This is a genomic window from Nocardia sp. NPDC005745 (assembly GCF_040630775.1).
In the GTDB taxonomy this organism is placed as follows: domain Bacteria; phylum Actinomycetota; class Actinomycetes; order Mycobacteriales; family Mycobacteriaceae; genus Nocardia.
Genome location: NZ_JBEXYF010000007.1, coordinates 210,265 through 226,643, shown reverse-complemented (window position 1 = coordinate 226,643; position 16,379 = coordinate 210,265). Strand labels below are relative to the sequence as shown.

The 16,379-nt window shown below is 68.5% G+C and carries 17 protein-coding genes; 8 read left to right on the top strand and 9 right to left on the bottom strand.

Features of this window, described 5'->3' with window-relative positions:
* Nucleotides 1-28 precede the first annotated feature (28 nt).
* The 3 genes from ABZ420_RS10545 to ABZ420_RS10535 are packed head-to-tail and all read left to right on the top strand — an operon-like array spanning nucleotide 29 to nucleotide 2,720.
* Entirely contained in the window at nucleotides 29-991 is a 963-nt protein-coding gene (locus ABZ420_RS10545; protein WP_040864571.1) for a MoxR family ATPase, read from the top strand.
* Nucleotides 988-2,262 carry a DUF58 domain-containing protein gene (locus tag ABZ420_RS10540; RefSeq protein ID WP_357119908.1) on the top strand — a complete coding sequence of 425 codons (1,275 nt, stop codon included), beginning with the start codon at nucleotides 988-990 and terminating at the stop codon, nucleotides 2,260-2,262. The genes ABZ420_RS10545 and ABZ420_RS10540 overlap by 4 nt, the downstream gene beginning before the upstream one ends.
* Nucleotides 2,259-2,720 (top strand): hypothetical protein, encoded by a 462-nt coding sequence (locus tag ABZ420_RS10535; RefSeq protein ID WP_357119905.1) that lies wholly within the window; start codon nucleotides 2,259-2,261, stop codon nucleotides 2,718-2,720. The genes ABZ420_RS10540 and ABZ420_RS10535 overlap by 4 nt, the downstream gene beginning before the upstream one ends.
* Nucleotides 2,721-2,819: 99 nt before the next feature.
* Here the strand turns inward: ABZ420_RS10535 and ABZ420_RS10530 are convergent, their stop codons facing one another.
* A complete protein-coding gene (locus ABZ420_RS10530) occupies nucleotides 2,820-3,686 on the bottom strand; it encodes a MaoC/PaaZ C-terminal domain-containing protein (RefSeq protein ID WP_357119901.1) in 867 nt (288 codons plus the stop codon).
* Nucleotides 3,687-3,928: 242 nt separating this feature from the next.
* A complete protein-coding gene (kstD, locus tag ABZ420_RS10525; RefSeq protein ID WP_357119898.1) occupies nucleotides 3,929-5,635 on the bottom strand; it encodes a 3-oxosteroid 1-dehydrogenase in 1,707 nt (568 codons plus the stop codon).
* Between the two features lie 105 nt (nucleotides 5,636-5,740).
* Between kstD and ABZ420_RS10520 the strand changes: the two genes are divergently transcribed.
* The 4 genes from ABZ420_RS10520 to dmpG are packed head-to-tail and all read left to right on the top strand — an operon-like array spanning nucleotide 5,741 to nucleotide 10,119.
* Nucleotides 5,741-7,363: an FAD-binding protein gene (locus ABZ420_RS10520; protein ID WP_357119895.1), complete on the top strand. Its 1,623-nt coding sequence runs from the start codon at nucleotides 5,741-5,743 to the stop codon at nucleotides 7,361-7,363.
* A 1-nt stretch (nucleotide 7,364) separates the two neighbouring features.
* Nucleotides 7,365-8,150 (top strand): 2-keto-4-pentenoate hydratase, encoded by a 786-nt coding sequence (locus ABZ420_RS10515; RefSeq protein ID WP_357119892.1) that lies wholly within the window; start codon nucleotides 7,365-7,367, stop codon nucleotides 8,148-8,150.
* A gap of 10 nt (nucleotides 8,151-8,160) precedes the next feature.
* Nucleotides 8,161-9,069, top strand: coding sequence for an acetaldehyde dehydrogenase (acetylating) (locus tag ABZ420_RS10510; RefSeq protein ID WP_357038259.1), 909 nt, complete (start codon nucleotides 8,161-8,163; stop codon nucleotides 9,067-9,069).
* A 12-nt stretch (nucleotides 9,070-9,081) separates the two neighbouring features.
* Nucleotides 9,082-10,119: a 4-hydroxy-2-oxovalerate aldolase gene (dmpG, locus tag ABZ420_RS10505; RefSeq protein WP_040864579.1), complete on the top strand. Its 1,038-nt coding sequence runs from the start codon at nucleotides 9,082-9,084 to the stop codon at nucleotides 10,117-10,119.
* A gap of 160 nt (nucleotides 10,120-10,279) precedes the next feature.
* Here the strand turns inward: dmpG and ABZ420_RS10500 are convergent, their stop codons facing one another.
* Nucleotides 10,280-10,843 (bottom strand): YdeI/OmpD-associated family protein, encoded by a 564-nt coding sequence (locus ABZ420_RS10500; RefSeq protein ID WP_357119889.1) that lies wholly within the window; start codon nucleotides 10,841-10,843, stop codon nucleotides 10,280-10,282.
* A 279-nt stretch (nucleotides 10,844-11,122) separates the two neighbouring features.
* Between ABZ420_RS10500 and ABZ420_RS10495 the strand changes: the two genes are divergently transcribed.
* The gene (locus ABZ420_RS10495; protein WP_357119886.1) at nucleotides 11,123-11,980 is read left to right on the top strand and encodes a 3-hydroxyacyl-CoA dehydrogenase; all 858 of its coding nucleotides are present in this window, start codon (nucleotides 11,123-11,125) and stop codon (nucleotides 11,978-11,980) included.
* Between the two features lie 63 nt (nucleotides 11,981-12,043).
* Here the strand turns inward: ABZ420_RS10495 and ABZ420_RS10490 are convergent, their stop codons facing one another.
* From ABZ420_RS10490 to hsaA, 6 genes are all read right to left on the bottom strand, one after another.
* A complete protein-coding gene (locus ABZ420_RS10490; RefSeq protein ID WP_357119883.1) occupies nucleotides 12,044-12,448 on the bottom strand; it encodes a type II toxin-antitoxin system VapC family toxin in 405 nt (134 codons plus the stop codon).
* Nucleotides 12,445-12,720 carry a type II toxin-antitoxin system prevent-host-death family antitoxin gene (locus ABZ420_RS10485; protein WP_357119880.1) on the bottom strand — a complete coding sequence of 92 codons (276 nt, stop codon included), beginning with the start codon at nucleotides 12,718-12,720 and terminating at the stop codon, nucleotides 12,445-12,447. Before ABZ420_RS10485 ends, ABZ420_RS10490 begins: the two co-directional genes overlap by 4 nt.
* Nucleotides 12,721-12,795: 75 nt before the next feature.
* Entirely contained in the window at nucleotides 12,796-13,368 is a 573-nt protein-coding gene (gene hsaB / locus ABZ420_RS10480; protein ID WP_040864689.1) for a 3-hydroxy-9,10-secoandrosta-1,3,5(10)-triene-9,17-dione monooxygenase reductase subunit, read from the bottom strand.
* A gap of 20 nt (nucleotides 13,369-13,388) precedes the next feature.
* Complete coding sequence (gene hsaC, locus ABZ420_RS10475; RefSeq protein WP_357119877.1) at nucleotides 13,389-14,294, bottom strand: iron-dependent extradiol dioxygenase HsaC; 906 nt, start codon at nucleotides 14,292-14,294, stop codon at nucleotides 13,389-13,391.
* Entirely contained in the window at nucleotides 14,294-15,172 is an 879-nt protein-coding gene (gene hsaD, locus ABZ420_RS10470) for a 4,5:9,10-diseco-3-hydroxy-5,9,17-trioxoandrosta-1(10),2-diene-4-oate hydrolase (protein ID WP_062968805.1), read from the bottom strand. Before hsaD ends, hsaC begins: the two co-directional genes overlap by 1 nt.
* Before the next feature lie 9 nt (nucleotides 15,173-15,181).
* On the bottom strand, nucleotides 15,182-16,345 hold the full coding sequence (hsaA, locus tag ABZ420_RS10465; protein ID WP_040864585.1) for a 3-hydroxy-9,10-secoandrosta-1,3,5(10)-triene-9,17-dione monooxygenase oxygenase subunit: 1,164 nt from the start codon (nucleotides 16,343-16,345) through the stop codon (nucleotides 15,182-15,184).
* Nucleotides 16,346-16,379 lie beyond the last annotated feature (34 nt).

Sequence of the window (16,379 nt, the reverse complement as noted above, 5' to 3'; positions counted from 1 at the left end):
ATGGGTTGAGGCAAGTGCGGGTACACAAATGACCATGCCGATGGACGTGACCATCCAGCGCAGCGAGGCCGTGCTCCGGGAGCTGTCCCGGGTCGTGGTCGGCAAGCAGGACGAGTTGCAGTTGATCATGATCGCCGTGCTGTCCGGTGGGCACGTGCTGATCGAGGACTTACCCGGCCTCGGTAAGACGCTCATCGCGAGATCGTTCGCGGCCGCGCTCGGGCTGCAATTCAACCGCGTGCAGTTCACCCCCGACCTGCTGCCCGCCGACCTGCTGGGGTCGACGATCTACGACATGTCCACCGGCCGGTTCACCTTCCGCCGCGGGCCGGTGTTCACCAACCTGCTGCTGGCCGACGAGGTGAACCGCACCCCGCCCAAGACGCAGGCCGCGCTGCTGGAGGCGATGGCCGAGGGACAGGTCAGCATCGACGGCGAGACGTTCCTGCTGCCGCAACCGTTCGTCGTGCTGGCCACCGACAACCCGATCGAGTACGAGGGCACCTATCCGCTGCCGGAAGCCCAGCTCGACCGGTTCGCCATCCAGCTGCGGCTGGGGTATCTGTCCGAGCAGGACGAGACCAGGATGATCCGCCGCAGGCTGGAGCGCGGCTCGCAGCAGCCGCAGGTCAACCAGGTCGTGGACGCGAACGGACTGCTGGAGATGCGGCAATCCGTCGAATACGTGACCGTGCACCCGGACGTGGTGAGCTATGTCGTCGCGCTGGCGTCGGCCACCAGGGGGCACCCGCAGGTCGAAGTCGGCGCGAGCCCGCGCGCGGAACTCGATCTGGTGCAGATGTCCCGGGCGCGGGCATTGCTGCTCGGCCGCGACTACGTGATCCCCGAGGACGTGAAGGCGCTGGCGATACCGGCCATGGCGCACCGGATCACGCTGCGGCCGGAGATGTGGGTGCGCCGCATCCGCGGCGAGGACGTGATCACCGAACTGCTGCGCCGTCTGCCGGTCCCGCGCGCCACCGTGACATGAGGCACCGCGACGCCAGCTCCGCGGTCGACGCCGAATTGCGGTGGCGGCCCGCACCGCTGGTCTTCATGCTCGCCGGGTGCGCTGCGGTGGCCCTGGTGCTCGCGGTGGCCCTCGGCAGATGGCAGCTGCTCGTGTTCGCCGCGCCGCTGCTGGGCGTGCTGGCCACCGCGCGGTTTCAGCAGTCCTCGACGAGGATCCAGGTCGACGGCGGCGGCACGCTGCGCTGTTTCGAGACCGAGGAAGTGCTGCTCACCGTCGCCGCCTTCGTCGAGAAGGGGCACGCGCTGCTGCGCCTGAAACCGCAGAGCTGCACCGGGCTGGCGATGCAGGTCGAGGAGGCCAGCGATTCCGGCATCGCCCCCGCCGGGTTGCGGCTCGCGCTCTCGGCGAGCAGATGGGGGCGCTACCCGGTGTCGGTGCGGGTCTCGGCGCTGAGCCCGGCCGGGCTCGCGGTCGCCACCGTCGTACTGCCCGCGGGCCAGCTGTTCGTGTATCCGATCACCGATCCGCAGCGGATGCGCCTGCCGCGCACCGAACTTCCCGAGCGGCTCGGCACCCACCTGACCCGCAGGCACGGGCCCGGCGTGGAGTACGCCGACATCCGCGCCTACGCGCCCGGCGACCAGTTGCGCATCGTGAACTGGCCGGTGAGCGCGCGGCGTGGTCGGCTGTACGTCACCGAACGGCTGACCAACCGTTCCGCGGACGTCGTGGTGCTGGTGGACACCTCACAGCAGGCGCCGGGACCGGCCACCGACTCGCTGGAGCTGTCGGTGCGCGGCGCGGCGCAGGTGGTGCAGTCGACCTTGCAGGCCGGCGACCGGACCGCGGTGGTCTGCCTCGGACAGGCGCCGCGCTGGCTGCGCCCGGACATCGGACGCCGTCAGTTCTACCGCATCGTCGACACCGTGCTCGACGTCGGCGACGAGCACATTCCGACCACCGGCACCCTCGCGCCGCACGCGGCCGTGCCGCTCGGTGCGATCGTGGTGGCCTTCTCCACGCTGCTGGACACCCAGTTCGCGCTCGCGCTGATCGACCTGCGCAAGCGCGGACACGTGGTGGTCGTGGTGGACGTGCTGCGCGGCACGCCGTTCCGGGACGATCTCGACCCGATCCTGGCCAAGATGTGGCAGCTCGAGCGCGCGGCCATGTACCGGGACATGGGCACCGTCGGCGTCGATATCGTGGCCTGGCCGGAAGACGCGCGCCTGGACCAGATCGTGCGGGCGCTTCCCGAGCACCGCAGGACCGTGCGGGTGCGCCGATGACCAAATTCCTCGCCGTTCTCTCCGGCGTGCTGCTGGCGACGTCGGTGGCGCTGCTGGAGCCGTGGGTCGGCGTTCCCGCCCTCGTCGTCGTCGGGCTCGGCTGGTGGCTGCGGCCGCTGGCGGTCTGCGCGGTGCTGCTCGCGCTCGGCGTGCTGGTCATCGCCGACGCGGGTGTGCTCGCCTCCGCCGCGACGGGATTGGTGGCCACGACCTACCTGCTCAACGCCGCCACGGTAACCGCGCCGCACGGCGTGGTGCCCACCACGATCCCGTCGGTGGCCGGGGCGGTCGGCTTCACGGCGGCCGCTGTCCTCGCCGCCCTCGTCCCCCTGCGCCTGGCCTGGGCGCCGCTGGCCGCGCCGGTACTCGTGCTGGTGCTGTACGCCCTGGTGATCCAGGGCGTCGCCGCCCGCCGCGGGCGTGGCGATCGGGAACTACCGGCGTCGGGCGAAGTCTGACGCGCCGACCGACCGTACTGGGTCGGACCTGCCGTCGGCCGTGCGAATACTCTCGCAGCGCCGAGACACCGCGGCCAGAGGTTCCGGCGGAACTCCGCGTCAGGCGGACCGGAACCGCAGCTTGACATCACCGAGCACGGGGGCGTCGTCGCGTTCCACCACGGTCGCGGCGATGGTCAATTCGTCGTCCTGCCGCCAGATCCGGGTGCGGATCGTCTCGCCCGGGTAGAGCACGCCTGCGAACCGGGCGCGGAATCCGATGACGCGGCTGGCGTCGGAGTCGAGCACGGTGTCGGTCGCGGTCTTGCAGACGATGCCGTAGCTGCACAATCCGTGCAGGATGGGCGCGGGAAACCCGGCCGCGCGGGCGAATTCCGGGTCGGAGTGCAGCGGGTTGCGGTCGCCGGACATCCGGTAGAGCAGCGCCTGCTGCGGCAGCGTCGGCGTGGTGACGTCGAAATCCGGTGCCCGGTCGGGCAATTCCGACTTGGTGCTGGGTCCGCGCTCGCCGCCGAAACCACCCTCACCCTTGGCGAAGATCGAGGAGCGCTCGGTCCACAGCGGCGCTCCGTCGGAACCGGTGACCGTGTGCTCCTGGACGATGACCGCCGCCGAGCCCTTGTCCCAGACCTCGGCGATCCGGCTGACCTTGGTCGCCTTGCCCGCGGCCGGGATCGGCCGGTGTACTTCGACCTCCTGGTGACCGTGCACCACCTTCGCCAGGTCGATCTCGATGCCGGGGAAGCTCACCCGCGGCGGCTCGGTCTCGTGCACCGTCGCCGCCACGGTGGCGAAGGTCGGCAGCACCTGCGGTTCCCGATCGTCGAGATAGCGCAGCTCGGCGGGGTCGGTCCAGCGCGTGCCCGCACCGAGGCCCAGCTGGTAGAGCTGCACGTCCGAGGGGGTCCAGGCGAACTCCCGGCTCGGCAGCTGCGCGCCGAGCGCGATCTTCGGGTCGATGGGCATCAGTTCTCCTTGTGCATGATTGTGGATGGATCCGGCCCGCCCGCGCGGCGAACGGTGCCGCGCCGGAACTCGGCGGCGCCCGGGGCCGATCCTGCGCTCCCGGACACCGGCCCGCCAGTGCGTCGTCCGTTCCGCGGGACCGTTCAGCGGCTACGCATCGGCCTGTGGATGGATCGCGGGGCGGGCCGAGCGCATTCCGGCGGGCACTGCCTGTGAGCCGTGGTTCGTACCGCGTTCTCGTCTCACGCCCCCGCGGTGGCGGCGGGCTGGTCCTTCTTGCGCTCGACGATATCCAGCACGGCGAGGTAGCCGAAGGCGATCGCGGGGCCGATGGTGGCGCCGGGCCCGGCGTAGGTGTGGCCCATCACCGGTGTGGAGCAGTTGCCGGAGGCGTACAACCCCTCGATGGCGCTGCCGTCCTCGCGCAGCACCCGCCCGGCGGTGTCGGCCACCAGCCCGCCCTTGGTGCCGAGATCGCCCGGCACGATCTTGGCGGCGTAGTACGGGCCCTCCACCAGTGCCGCCAGGCACGGGTTGGGCCGCACGGTCGGATCGCCGTAGTACCGGTCGTAGTGGCTGTCGCCACGGCCGAAATCCTCGTCCTTTCCGGTCTCGGCGAAGCCGTTGAACCGTGTGACGGTCGCGGCCAACCGGTCGGCGGGCACGCCGATCTTGCCCGCCAGTTCCTCGATGCTGTCGGCCTTGACGATGAAGTCGTTTTCCATCCACCGGGATGGAAAACGCTGACCGGGCTGTAGCCCGGCGAAGATGTAGCGGTTCCGGTAGCGCTGGTCGAACACCAGCCACGCGGGGATGTTCTCGCCCGGTCCCTCACCCTGCCCGTACTCGCCGCCGTACATGGTGTGCACTGCCTCGACGTAAGGAGCGGACTCATTCCCGAATCGCTTGCCGTCGGCGTTCACCATGATGCTGCCGGGCAGATTCCGTTCGGCCAGCGCGAACCACGGTTTGCCGCCCTTGAAGATGGTCGGCCCCCACCAAGCGTCCTCCATGAAACCGATGGCCGCGCCCGCCGCCATGCCCGCTTGGATGCCGTCGCCGGTATTGGCGGCCGCGCCGGTGGTCCACTCGGTGGTGATGGGCTGGCGCTGGTATTTGGTGCGCATTTCCGCGTTGTGCTCGAAACCGCCGCTGCCGAGGACGACGCCGTAGCGGGCGGTGAAGGTGACCGGCTCGCCTTCGTGCAGCGCGTGGACGCCGGTGACGACGCCATCGGTCACGACGAGGTCGGTCATCGGGGTGTTCAGCAGAAGCGGCACGTTCGCGTCCATGAGCCCCTTGCGCATGCCCGCGATGATGGCCTGCCCCATGCCGACGATGTGCTTGCGGGTGAACTTGGCCCAGTAGGTGCGCGCGCCGACGCGCATCGCCCGGAGCATGCCCTTCGGATGACGCCGGATCAGATTGAGCCGGACGAAGTCGGCCTGCATGACCACTACGTTCAGCGGAGCCTTCGCGTACGGCGGCTCCAGGTTGAACCGCTCGTCGCCCAGGATCTTCGTGTCGAACGGCCTGGGCTCGCACGAGCGGCCCTCGGGCCGCCCGCCCGGCGCCTCCGGATGGTAGTCGGAGTAGCCGGGCACCCAAGTCATCTTCAGCGGCGAGTGATCGAGCACGAAGTCCAGCGCTTCGGCGCCGCGATCGATGTAGGTGTCGATCCGTTCGGAGGGCACGACGTCGCCGATGATGCTGTGCAGGTAGGTGCGTGCGTCCTCGCGGTCGTCGGGCCGACCGGACGCGCGCAGCGCCTTGTTGCCCGGGATCCACACGCCGCCGCCGGAGCGCGCGGTCGACCCGCCGTAGTGCGCGGCCTTTTCGATGACCACCACGCTCAGGCCGTTGTGGGCCGCGGTGAGGGCGGCGGTCATGCCGGCGGCGCCGCTGCCGACCACCACCACGTCGTATTCCCGATCAGTCATGTAGAACACGTTATAGAATGGACGCGCCATTGGTCTATGTTGTGTGGCAGAAGACTTGCTCGACGTTCCGTTTGTCGAGGAAACTTGTTTCAGTTTCAGACCGGAGTTAAGAACATGGGCCTCGAATGGGACCTGGCCACCGACGTTGTGGTGGTCGGATACGGCGCCGCGGGTGCGGCGGCCGCGCTGGAAGCGACCGCGGCGGGCGCGCAGGTGCTCGTGCTCGAGCGGTTCGCCGGAGGTGGGACGTCGGCGCTGTCCGGCGGCATCATCTACGCGGGCGGCGGCACCTCGGTGCAGCGGGAGGCGGGGGTCGAAGACACCCCGGAGGCGATGTACGCCTACCTCGAGCGCGAGGTCGGCGACGCGGTGACCCAGGAGACGCTGCGCAAGTTCGTCGACGAGAGTCCGCAACTGATCGAGTGGCTGAAGTCGCACGGCGTCCCGTTCGAAGCCTCGCTGTGCCCGTACAAGACCTCCTACCCCAACGACCGCTACTACCTCTACTACTCCGGCAGCGAGATCTCCGGCGCGTTCCGGGACATCCCGGCCGCCCAGCGCGGCCATCGGGTGAAGGGCAGAGGCACCTCGGGCAAGAAGCTCACCGGACCGCTCGCCGCCGCGGCGTCCCGCGCCGGCGTCCGGGTGGAAACCCTCACCCGGGTGACCCGATTGATCACCGACGCGGCGGGCGCGGTGATCGGCGTCGAGTGCAACACGCTGCGTGACGCGCCCGGCCGGGTCCGCGACCGCTACACCCGCATGGCGAAGGTCGCGGCCAAGCCGGGCATCTACTACCCGCCGCTGCGGCGAGCGCTGGAACAGCGGATGGACCGGCTGGAACGCCGCTACGGCAGCACCATTCGCGTTCTCGCGCGGCGCGGGGTGGTGCTCAGCGCGGGCGGATTCATCGCCAATCGCGACATGGTGCGGCAGTACGCGCCCGCCTTCCACGGTGGTCTCGCCCTCGGCACCACCGCCGACGACGGCAGCGGCATCCTGATGGCCCAGCAGGCCGGCGCGGCGGTGGACCACATGGACAACGTCTCCGCCTGGCGCTTCCTGCTCCCGCCCAGTGCCTTCACCGGCGCGCTGCTGGTGGACGCCGCCGGTCGCCGGGTGATCGACGAGACGCGCTACGGCGCCGCGGTGGGCAACGCGCTGATCACCGAGCACGACGGCAAGGGCTGGCTGCTGGCCGACGACCCGCTGATGCGCACCGCGATCGGGCAGATCGGCAAGCAGGGCGCCTGGTTCCAGCGCGGACAGTTCGAGACGATGCGGCGCACCGCGATTCGCGGCGCCACCTTGGAAGAGGCCGCCGCGAAGGCGGGCATCGACCCCGCCGGGCTGCGCGCGACGGTCGAGGCGCACAACACCGCGATCGAGACCGGAGCCCCCGATCCGGTCGGCAAGCCCGCGGAGTTCACCGAACCGGTCCGCACCGGCCCGTTCTGGCTGTTGGATGTGGGCATCAAACCGAGCCTGACCAACCCGTGCCCCATGCTCACCCTCGGCGGCGTCGTCGTGGACGAGCGCACCGGCGCGGTCAAGACGGCCGAGGGCGACGACATCCCAGGACTTTTCGCGGCCGGACGCACCGCGATCGGTGTCTGCTCCAGGTCCTACGTCAGCGGGCTGTCGCTGTCGGACTGCATCTTCTCCGGCCGCAGGGCAGGCCGGTCCGCCGCGGGCGAGCAGGTCTCGGCGCTCGAAAAAGCAACGGAAGGGAACTAGCGTGCTGTCCGACGCGGTACGAACCGAACTGGCCGATGAACTCGAGCGCGCCGAGCGCGAACGGGTGGCGATCGATCCGCTGATCGCCCGCCACCCCGATATCGATGTGGTCGACGCCTACGAGATCCAGCTGATCAACATCCGGCGCAGGCTCGACGCGGGCGCGCGCGTGGTCGGGCACAAAGTGGGCCTGTCCTCGAAGGCCATGCAGCAGATGATGGGCGTGGACGAACCCGATTACGGGCATCTTCTCGCGGAAATGGAAGTCTACGAAGACGTTCCGGTCGAGGCGGGCCGCTACCTGTTTCCGCGGGTGGAGGTGGAGGTCGGGTTCGTGCTCGGCGCCGACCTGCCCGGCGCGGAATGCACCGAAGCGGACGTGCTCGCCGCCACGGTCGCCTTCGCACCCGCGATCGAACTGATCGACTCGCGGATCAAGGACTGGAACATCGGCTTGGCCGACACCATCTCCGACAACGCGTCCTCCGCCGGTTTCGTGCTCGGCGCCGAGCGCGTCGCGCCGGAGGACATCGACATCAAGGCCATCGACGCGGTGCTCACCCGCAACGGCGAGGTGGTCGCCGAGGGCCGCAGCGACGCCGTACTCGGCGACCCGGTGATCGCGGTGGCCTGGCTGGCGCGCAAGGTCGCGAGCTTCGGCGTCCGGTTGAAGGCCGGTGACATCGTGCTGCCCGGCTCGTGCACGCGCGCGATCGACGCCCGTCCGGGCGAGGAGTTCCACGCCGAGTTCGCCGGACTCGGCTCTGTCCGTCTGCAATTCACCTAGGGAGGCTGTCGTGTCCAACGGGACCGTCACCGCCGCGATCGTCGGGTCCGGCAACATCAGCACCGATCTGCTCTACAAACTGCTGCGCTCGGAGAAGATCCAGCCGCGCTGGATGATCGGAATCGACCCGGACAGCGAGGGTCTGAAGCGGGCGCGCGGGCTCGGGCTGGAAACCTCGCACGAGGGCGTGGACTGGCTGCTCGGGCAATCCGAGCTGCCCGATCTGATCTTCGAGGCGACCTCGGCGTACGTGCATCGCGCCGCCGCCCCGCGCTACGCCGAAGCCGGGATCCGCGCCGTCGACCTCACTCCCGCCGCCGTCGGCCCCGCCGTCGTGCCGCCGGTGAACCTGGGCGCGAATCTCGACGCGCCGAACGTCAACATGATCACCTGCGGCGGCCAGGCGACGATCCCGATCGTCGCCGCGGTGTCGCGCGTCGTCCCGGTGCCGTACGCGGAGATCGTCGCGTCGGTGTCGTCGGTCTCCGCGGGGCCCGGCACGCGGGCGAACATCGATGAGTTCACCAAGACCACCAGCCGCGGTGTCGAGACCATCGGCGGAGCGCAGCGCGGCAAGGCCATCATCATCCTGAATCCGGCCGAGCCGCCGATGATCATGCGCGACACCATCTTCTGCGCCATCCCCGACGACGCCGACACCGACGCGGTCGCCGACTCTATCCACCGGATGGTCGCCGACATCCAGCAGTACGTCCCCGGCTACCGGCTGCTCAACGAGCCGCAGTTCGACGAGCCCTCGGTGGTCTCCGGCGGGATGGCCAAGGTGTCGGTGTTCGTCGAGGTGGAGGGCGCGGGCGACTTCCTGCCCCCGTACGCGGGCAACCTCGACATCATGACCGCCGCCGCGACGCAGGTCGGCGAGGTCATCGCCGAACAGATCGTCACGGCCCGGGTGTAAGGAGCTTTCGACATGGCCTACTCAGCAGAACTCGACATCCGCGTCACCGACACCTCGCTGCGCGACGGATCCCACCACAAGCGCCACCAGTTCACCGCCACCGAGGTCCGTGACATCGTGGCCGCGCTCGACGGCGCGGGCGTCCCGGTCATCGAGGTGACCCACGGCGACGGCCTCGGCGGCTCGTCGTTCAACTACGGCTTCTCCAAGACGCCGGAGCAGGAACTGGTCACCATCGCGGCCGAGACGGCGAAGCGGGCGAAGATCGCCGTGCTGATGCTGCCCGGCGTCGGGGTGAAGGAAGACATCAAGATCTCGCAGGACAACGGCGCGTCCATCTGCCGCATCGCCACCCACTGCACCGAAGCCGACGTGTCGATCCAGCACTTCGGCCTGGCGCGCGAACTCGGGCTGGAGACCGTCGGGTTCCTGATGATGTCGCACACCCAGCCGCCGGAGGTGCTGGCCAAGCAGGCACGCATCATGGCCGACGCCGGATGCCAGTGCGTCTACATCGTCGATTCGGCCGGAGCGCTTGTGCTGGAACAGGTTTCCGACCGGGTCGCGGCCGTGGTCACCGAACTCGGCGACGACGCGCAGGTCGGCTTCCACGGCCACGAGAACCTCGACCTGGCCGTCGCCAACTCGGTCTACGCCATTCGCGCGGGCGCCACCCAGATCGACGGCAGCGCACGCCGTTTCGGCGCGGGTGCGGGCAACACGCCGGTCGAGGCGCTGGTCGGGGTGTGCGACAAGCTGGGCGTCAAGACCGGCATCGATTTCTTCGCGATCGCCGACGCCGCCGAAGACGTCGTCCGCCCCGCCATGCCGCAGGAATGCCTGCTCGACCGCCAGGCCTTGATGATGGGCTACGCGGGCGTCTATTCCAGCTTCCTCAAGCACGCCGAACGCCAAGCCGAGCGCTACGGCGTCTCGGCCGCCGAAATGCTCGTCCGCGCGGGCAAGCGCAAGCTCGTCGGCGGCCAAGAGGATCAGCTCATCGATATCGCGCTGGAATTGCAGCGTGAGAAGGCGACCGTCTCCGCCTGACCGGTTGGACAACGCGGGCCGCGAACGGGAACTACCGTTCGCGGCCCGGGAAATCGTGCGAACTGACCACGGCCCCGGTTCCGCTGTTCTGGCGGCGCTCCGACGGCCTCGGCGGCATGCGCGGTCGTCTCCGCCGTGGCGCGCGTCGCGGCGAGGGCGGTTATCCGCTCAGCTCCGCCACGATCCGGCGCAGTTGGGTGGCGCGCTCGGCGGACGTCCGCGCCTTCATCAGCCGCAGGAACACCGCGTACCGCGCAGTGCGGTCGAGCTGATCGAAACGGGCGCGTGCGCGGGTGTTCTCGGTGAGAACGGCGGTCAGATCGCCGGGGCAGGTGGCGGTGCGCTGGGGCGCGTAGGCGGCCTGCCAGCGGCCATCGGACCGGGCGGCGGCGATGGCGGCCAACCCGGATGAACGCATGCGTCCGGCGGCGATCAGCGTTTCGGCCTTCGCGACGTTGACTTGCGACCAAGGGCTCTTCGAACGCCGCGGCGAGTATCGCTGAAGGTAGTGGTCGGCGTCGAGGCCGCGGCGGTGACTGTCGATCCAGCCGAAGCAGAGCGCGCCGTCGAGCGCCTCGCCATTGCTGATCGTCCTGTCCGCCGCCCCCTTCTTGGCGATCTTCAACCAGACGTCGGCCGCCCGGTGGTGATTGGCTGCGAGCCACTCCTCCCATTGCGCGATGTCGGCGCAAACCAGGATTCCTGCTTCATCCAACTGACCCACGGGGCCCTCCCAAGATGCGGTGCTGTCGTTACACCTCATCCTCCAACCCGAAGTGCTCATCAATTGAGCACTTCTCAGCGGCGAAATGATCGATTATGCGGCGAAACCCGCCCTCGAGCAGTTGCCCAGCGCCAGGGTGAGCGGTTGCGAAGGCGTCGCGCCGTAGCAAGTCTTCGATCACGCCGAGATCACCGCCGGTACGTTGAACCCGTGGTGGCGGTGATCGTGAGGTCGCCCAGATCGTCGCGCCTTCTTCGCGACAGTCGAGAGGAGAAACGAATGACCATCGATATCGGCAAGGTGACCGTGCTCGGCACCGGGGTACTGGGCTCTCAGATCGCCTTTCAGATCGCCTTTCGCGGTTTCGAGGTGACCGCCTACGACATCGACGACAAGGCGCTGGCAGCGGCTCGGGAGCGACTCGACAAGCTCGCGGCGGTCTACCGCGAGCAGGTGACAGGCGGCGGGGGCGGCAAGGCGGAGCAGACGGCGGCAGGCATCGCGCTGACTTCCGATCTGGCTCGGGCGGTGCAGGACGCAGACCTGGTCATCGAGGCCATTCCCGAGGTGCTGAGCATCAAGCAGCAGACGTATGAGGAGCTCGGCCGGGTCGCGCCGGAGCGCACCATCTTCGCCACCAACTCCTCCACATTGCTGCCCAGCGCCATGAAAGACTTCACCGGCCGCCCGGACCGGTTCCTCGCGCTGCACTTCGCGAATCAGGTGTGGCACTTCAACACGGCCGAAATCATGGGCACGGCCGACACCGACCCGACGGTGTACCGAGCCGTGGTCGACTTCGCCTCGAAGATCGGCATGGTGCCGATCGAAATCCACAAGGAGAAGGCCGGTTACGTCCTGAACTCGCTACTGGTGCCGTTGCTCAACGCGGGCATGAACTTGGCGGCGGGCGGCTACGCCGATCCCGAAGCGGTGGACAAGACCTGGCAGATCGGCACCGGCGCACCGGCCGGGCCGTTCCGCATCCTCGACATCATCGGTTTGACCACGCCGTACAACATCCTGGTGAACAACGAGGACGAGGACTCCCAGCGGCTGGCCCAGTGGTTGAAGGAGAACTACATCGACAAGGGCAAGCTCGGCATCGCCACCGGCGAGGGCTTCTACAAGTACTGACCGGCGAGGACGACTGCGCCACCCAGCTCGGTCGGCCTCGTGGCCGATCGAGCACTTCACGTGCTAGACCGCGACGATCTCGAGCATGCTCTCCAGCCCGCGGAAATCTGCGCTGTTGCGGGTGTACAGCGGTAGCCCACGTGCTGACGCGATCGCCGCTATGAGCAAATCCATCCGGCGGGGCCGTGGGTCACGTTTCGCGGCAAGAGTGAGTGCGACCAGGGTGCCGTAGCGTGTCGCGGCGTCTTCATCGAAGGGCAATGGATCGAAATCCACGATGGCGGCACCGAGTTGCTCGGATCGTGCGGCCCGGGTTGCGGCGTCTTTCGCCATGGCAACGCCCTGGTGCAATTCGGCCAGCGTGATCGCCGTGATCTCGGGTAACTCCGGCAAAGAAGCAGGATCGAGCGCATACAGGTCGATGTAGGTGCAGGTGTCCAATACCCCCGATGCGTGCCGCTCGGTCATGAACGTGAGCCCCAAGCATCGTCGTCGCCGACTCGATCTTCCGTTCCGAAGAAGTCGTCGGCTTCCTGTCGCATTCGGGTGTAATCGACCCGCGGCAGTTTGCGATGCCGTTCGACGAGTTCTTCGGCGGTACGGCGGCGCTGTCGGCCGACCGGCCGGACCTCGGCAACCTCGACGCCATTGCGGGTTACGCGGAAGGTTTCCCCGGCCTCGACCGCATTCATCACCGCCGCTGAATTATTGCGGAACTCGCGCTGCGTGATCACCTTCATAACGACATTGTAGCCACGAGTAGCACATGGGGCTACGCACTGTGGCCGGTGACCGCAGGCTCCTGATGGCTGCTACTACAACCAGGTGTCCAACGTCGTCGTCGTGAGGAAGTGCTCCAAGTCCGCGCGCCACGGGGCCGGGGTGGTCTTCTCCGGTTCGATGGCGGTGTACTGGCCGCGGTAGAACAGCAGGGGGCGGCCGGTGGTGGTCGTTTCGGAGAGGGCCTGGACCCGGCCGATCACGATGTAGTGGTCGCCGCCGTCCACCACGCTGTCGACGGTGCACTCGATGGTGGCGAGGGCCTCGTCCAGGACCGGGAGGTCGCGGTCGGAGGTGTGCCACGCCGCGCCGGCGAACTTGTCGGGTTCGCGGGAGCCGAAGCGTGCGCACAGTTCGCGCTGCTGTTCGGCCAGGACGTTCACGCAGAAACGCCCGGTTTTCTCGATCGCCGCCCAGGACCGGGACGCCTTGGTGGGGCAGAACAGCACCAGGGGCGGTTCGAGGGAGAGGGCGGCGAACGATTGGCAGGCGAAGCCGACCGGGGCCTGATCGCCGTCGAAGGTGGTGATCACGGTGATCCCGGTGCAGAACTGCCCCAGCACATTCCGGAACTGCCGTGGATCGATACCGGATCCGTCCGCGGTCATCGTTTCGCTCGCCCTCTCGGTCACTGCTGCCGCTGTCCGACGGTGAAGTCGTGGCCCCACAGGCTCACCGCGGTGGATTCCCGCGCGATCCAGTCGTGGTCGTCCACTTCCAGGCCCTCACAACCGAATTCGACGTCGAACCCGCCAGGCGTCTTCATGTAGAAGGAGAGCATCTTGTCGTTGACGTGCCGTCCGAGCGTCGCCGACATCTTGACCTTCTTGCGCAGCGCGCGGTCCAAGGCCAGCCCCACGTCGTCGGCGTTCTCCACCTCGATCATCAGGTGCACGATGCCGCTCGGCGTCGGCATCGGCAGGAAGGCCAGCGAGTGGTGGCGCGGGTTGCAGCCGAAGAAACGCAGCCAGGCCGGCTCGCCGTCGGCCGGGCGCCCGACCATCTGCGGTGGCAGCCGCATCGAGTCGCGCAGCCGGAAGCCGAGCACATCGCGGTAGAACTCCAGCGCCGCCTTGTCGTCCTTGGTGCTGAGCACCACGTGCCCGAGCCCTTGCTCCTCGGTGACGAACTTGTGCCCGTAGGGGCTGACCACCCGGCGATGCTCCAGCGCCGCGCCGTGGAAGGCCTCCAATGTGTTGCCGGAGGGGTCGTCGAACCGGATCAGCTCGTACACCCGGCGATCGGCCAGTTCGGCGGCGGTGCCCTCCTTGAAGGGCACGCCCGCCGCGTCCAGCCGGTTGCGGATGTCTTGCAGCTCTTCGGCATTGGCGGTTTCCCAGCCCGAGATCTGCAACCGGTCCTTCTCGCCGGGCACGATCACCAGCCGGGCCGGGAACTCGTCCATGCGCAAGTACAGCGCGCCGGGGTGGGCGCCTTTGCCCTCGACCATGCCGAGGACCTTCAGGCCGTACTCCCGCCAGGCGGCCATGTCGGTCGCCTCGATGCGCAGATATCCCAGTGAACGGATGCCCATCACTTCTCCTTGACGCCCGCGAGGAAATCGATCGCGAGCCGGTTGAATTCGTGGAACTTCTCCAGCTGTGCCCAGTGTCCGCATCCGCCGAAAACATGCAACTGCGCCCTGGGGATCACCTTGGTCGCCACCAGCGCCCCGTCGAGCGGGTTGACCCGGTCTTCGCGACCCCAGATCAGCAACACCGGCTGGCGCAGCTTGTAGGCGTCGCGCCAGAGCATGCCCTTCTCGAAGTCCGCGCTCGCGAACGATTTGCCCATCGCCCGGGTCGCGGCCAGCGCTTCGGGCGTGCTCGCCGAGGCGAACCGCTCGTCGATCAACTCCTCGGTGATCAGCGACTGGTCGAAGACCATGATGCGCAGGAACGCCTCCAGGTTCTGCCTGGTCGGCTCGTAATTGAACTTGGAAAGCAGCTTCACGCCCTCGGTCGGGTCGGGCGCGAACAGATTGGTGCTCAGCCCGCCCGGACCCATCAGGATCAGCTTGCCTGCCCGATCCGGGTAGTCCAGCGCGAACCGGACCGCCGCGCCGCCGCCGAGCGAGTTGCCCAGCAGGTGCACCCGCGTGGTGATCTCCAGGTGGTCGAGCAGATCCTTCAGGGCCGAGGCGCTGTGCACGAAGTACTGCGGATGCTCGGTCGGCTTGTCCGAGCGGCCGTAGCCGGGCTGGTCCACCGCGATCACGTGGAAGTGCTCGGCCAGTACGGGGATGTTGCGCGCGAAGTTCGACCACGAGGACGCGCCGGGCCCGCCGCCGTGCAGCAGGACGATCGTCGGCCCGTTGCCCACGCCCGCTTCGTGATAGTGCAGCCGCAGGTCGGGCCGCACCTGCGCGTAGCGCGAGGTCGATTCGGCGGTGAGTTCCGCGGTAGAGGTCACGCCGTCCTCCTAGACCATGCCGTCGGTGACGGGCAGGCCGAATTCGTGGGTGCCGTACATCAGGTACGCGCGCTCGGGATCGTTGGCCGCGTGCACCCGGCCCGCGTGCGCGTCGCGCCAGAACCGTTGCAACGGAGTGCCGTTCGACAGCGCGGTGGCCCCGGAGCTCTCGAACAGCTTGTCGATCGCCGCGATCGAACGACCGGTCGCGCGTACCTGGTCGCGCCTGGCCCGCACGCGCAGGTCGAACGGAATCTCCTCGCCCGCCACCAGCAGCGCGTACTCGTCGGCGACGTTGCCCGACAGCTGCCGCCACGCGGCGTCGATATCGCTGGCCGCCTCCGCGATGCGCACCTTGGCGAACGGATCCTCCTTGGCCTTCTCGCCCGCGTAGGCCGCGCGCACCCGCTTGCCCTGGTGCTCGACGTGCGCCGCGTAGGCCCCGTAGGCCATGCCGACGATCGGGGTGGAGATGGTGGTGGGATGGATGGTGCCCCAAGGCATTTTGTAGACCGGGTCCGGATTCTGTTCCAGGCCGGGCGACTTCAGCTCGCTCATGGCACGGAAGCTGAGGAACCGGTGCGACGGCACGAAGACGTCCTTCACCACGACGGTGTTGGAACCGGTGCCGCGCAGGCCGACGACGTTCCACACGTCATCGATGCGGTAGTCGTCGCGCGGGATGAGGAAGCTGCCGAAATCCACCGGCTTGCCGTCCTTGATCACCGGGCCGCCGAGCACCGCCCAGGTGGCGTGATCGCAGCCCGACGACCAGGCCCACGCGCCGTTGACCAGGTAGCCGCCGTCGACGACCGTGCCCGCGCCCATCGGTGCGTAGGAGGAGGAGATCCGCACTTCGGTGTCCTCGCCCCAGACGTCTTCCTGCGCCTGCTGCGCGAACAGCGCGAGGTGCCAGTTGTGCACGCCCACAATGCCCGCCACCCAGCCGGTGGACCCGCACGCACTGGCGATCTTGCGCACGGTGTCGTAGAAGACCACCGGATCGGCGGCGTGACCGCCCCACTGCTTGGGCTGGAGCAACCGGAAGAAGCCGGTCTCCTGCAACGCCTTCATGCTTTCGTCGGGGATGCGCCGCAGGTCCTCGGCCTCCTGTGCGCGTTCGCGCAACGTCGGCAACAGCGCTTCGACCCGTTCGGTCACTTCTTGCGTCATCTCGGGACCTGCTCCTGCCTGGTCGGTTGATGTC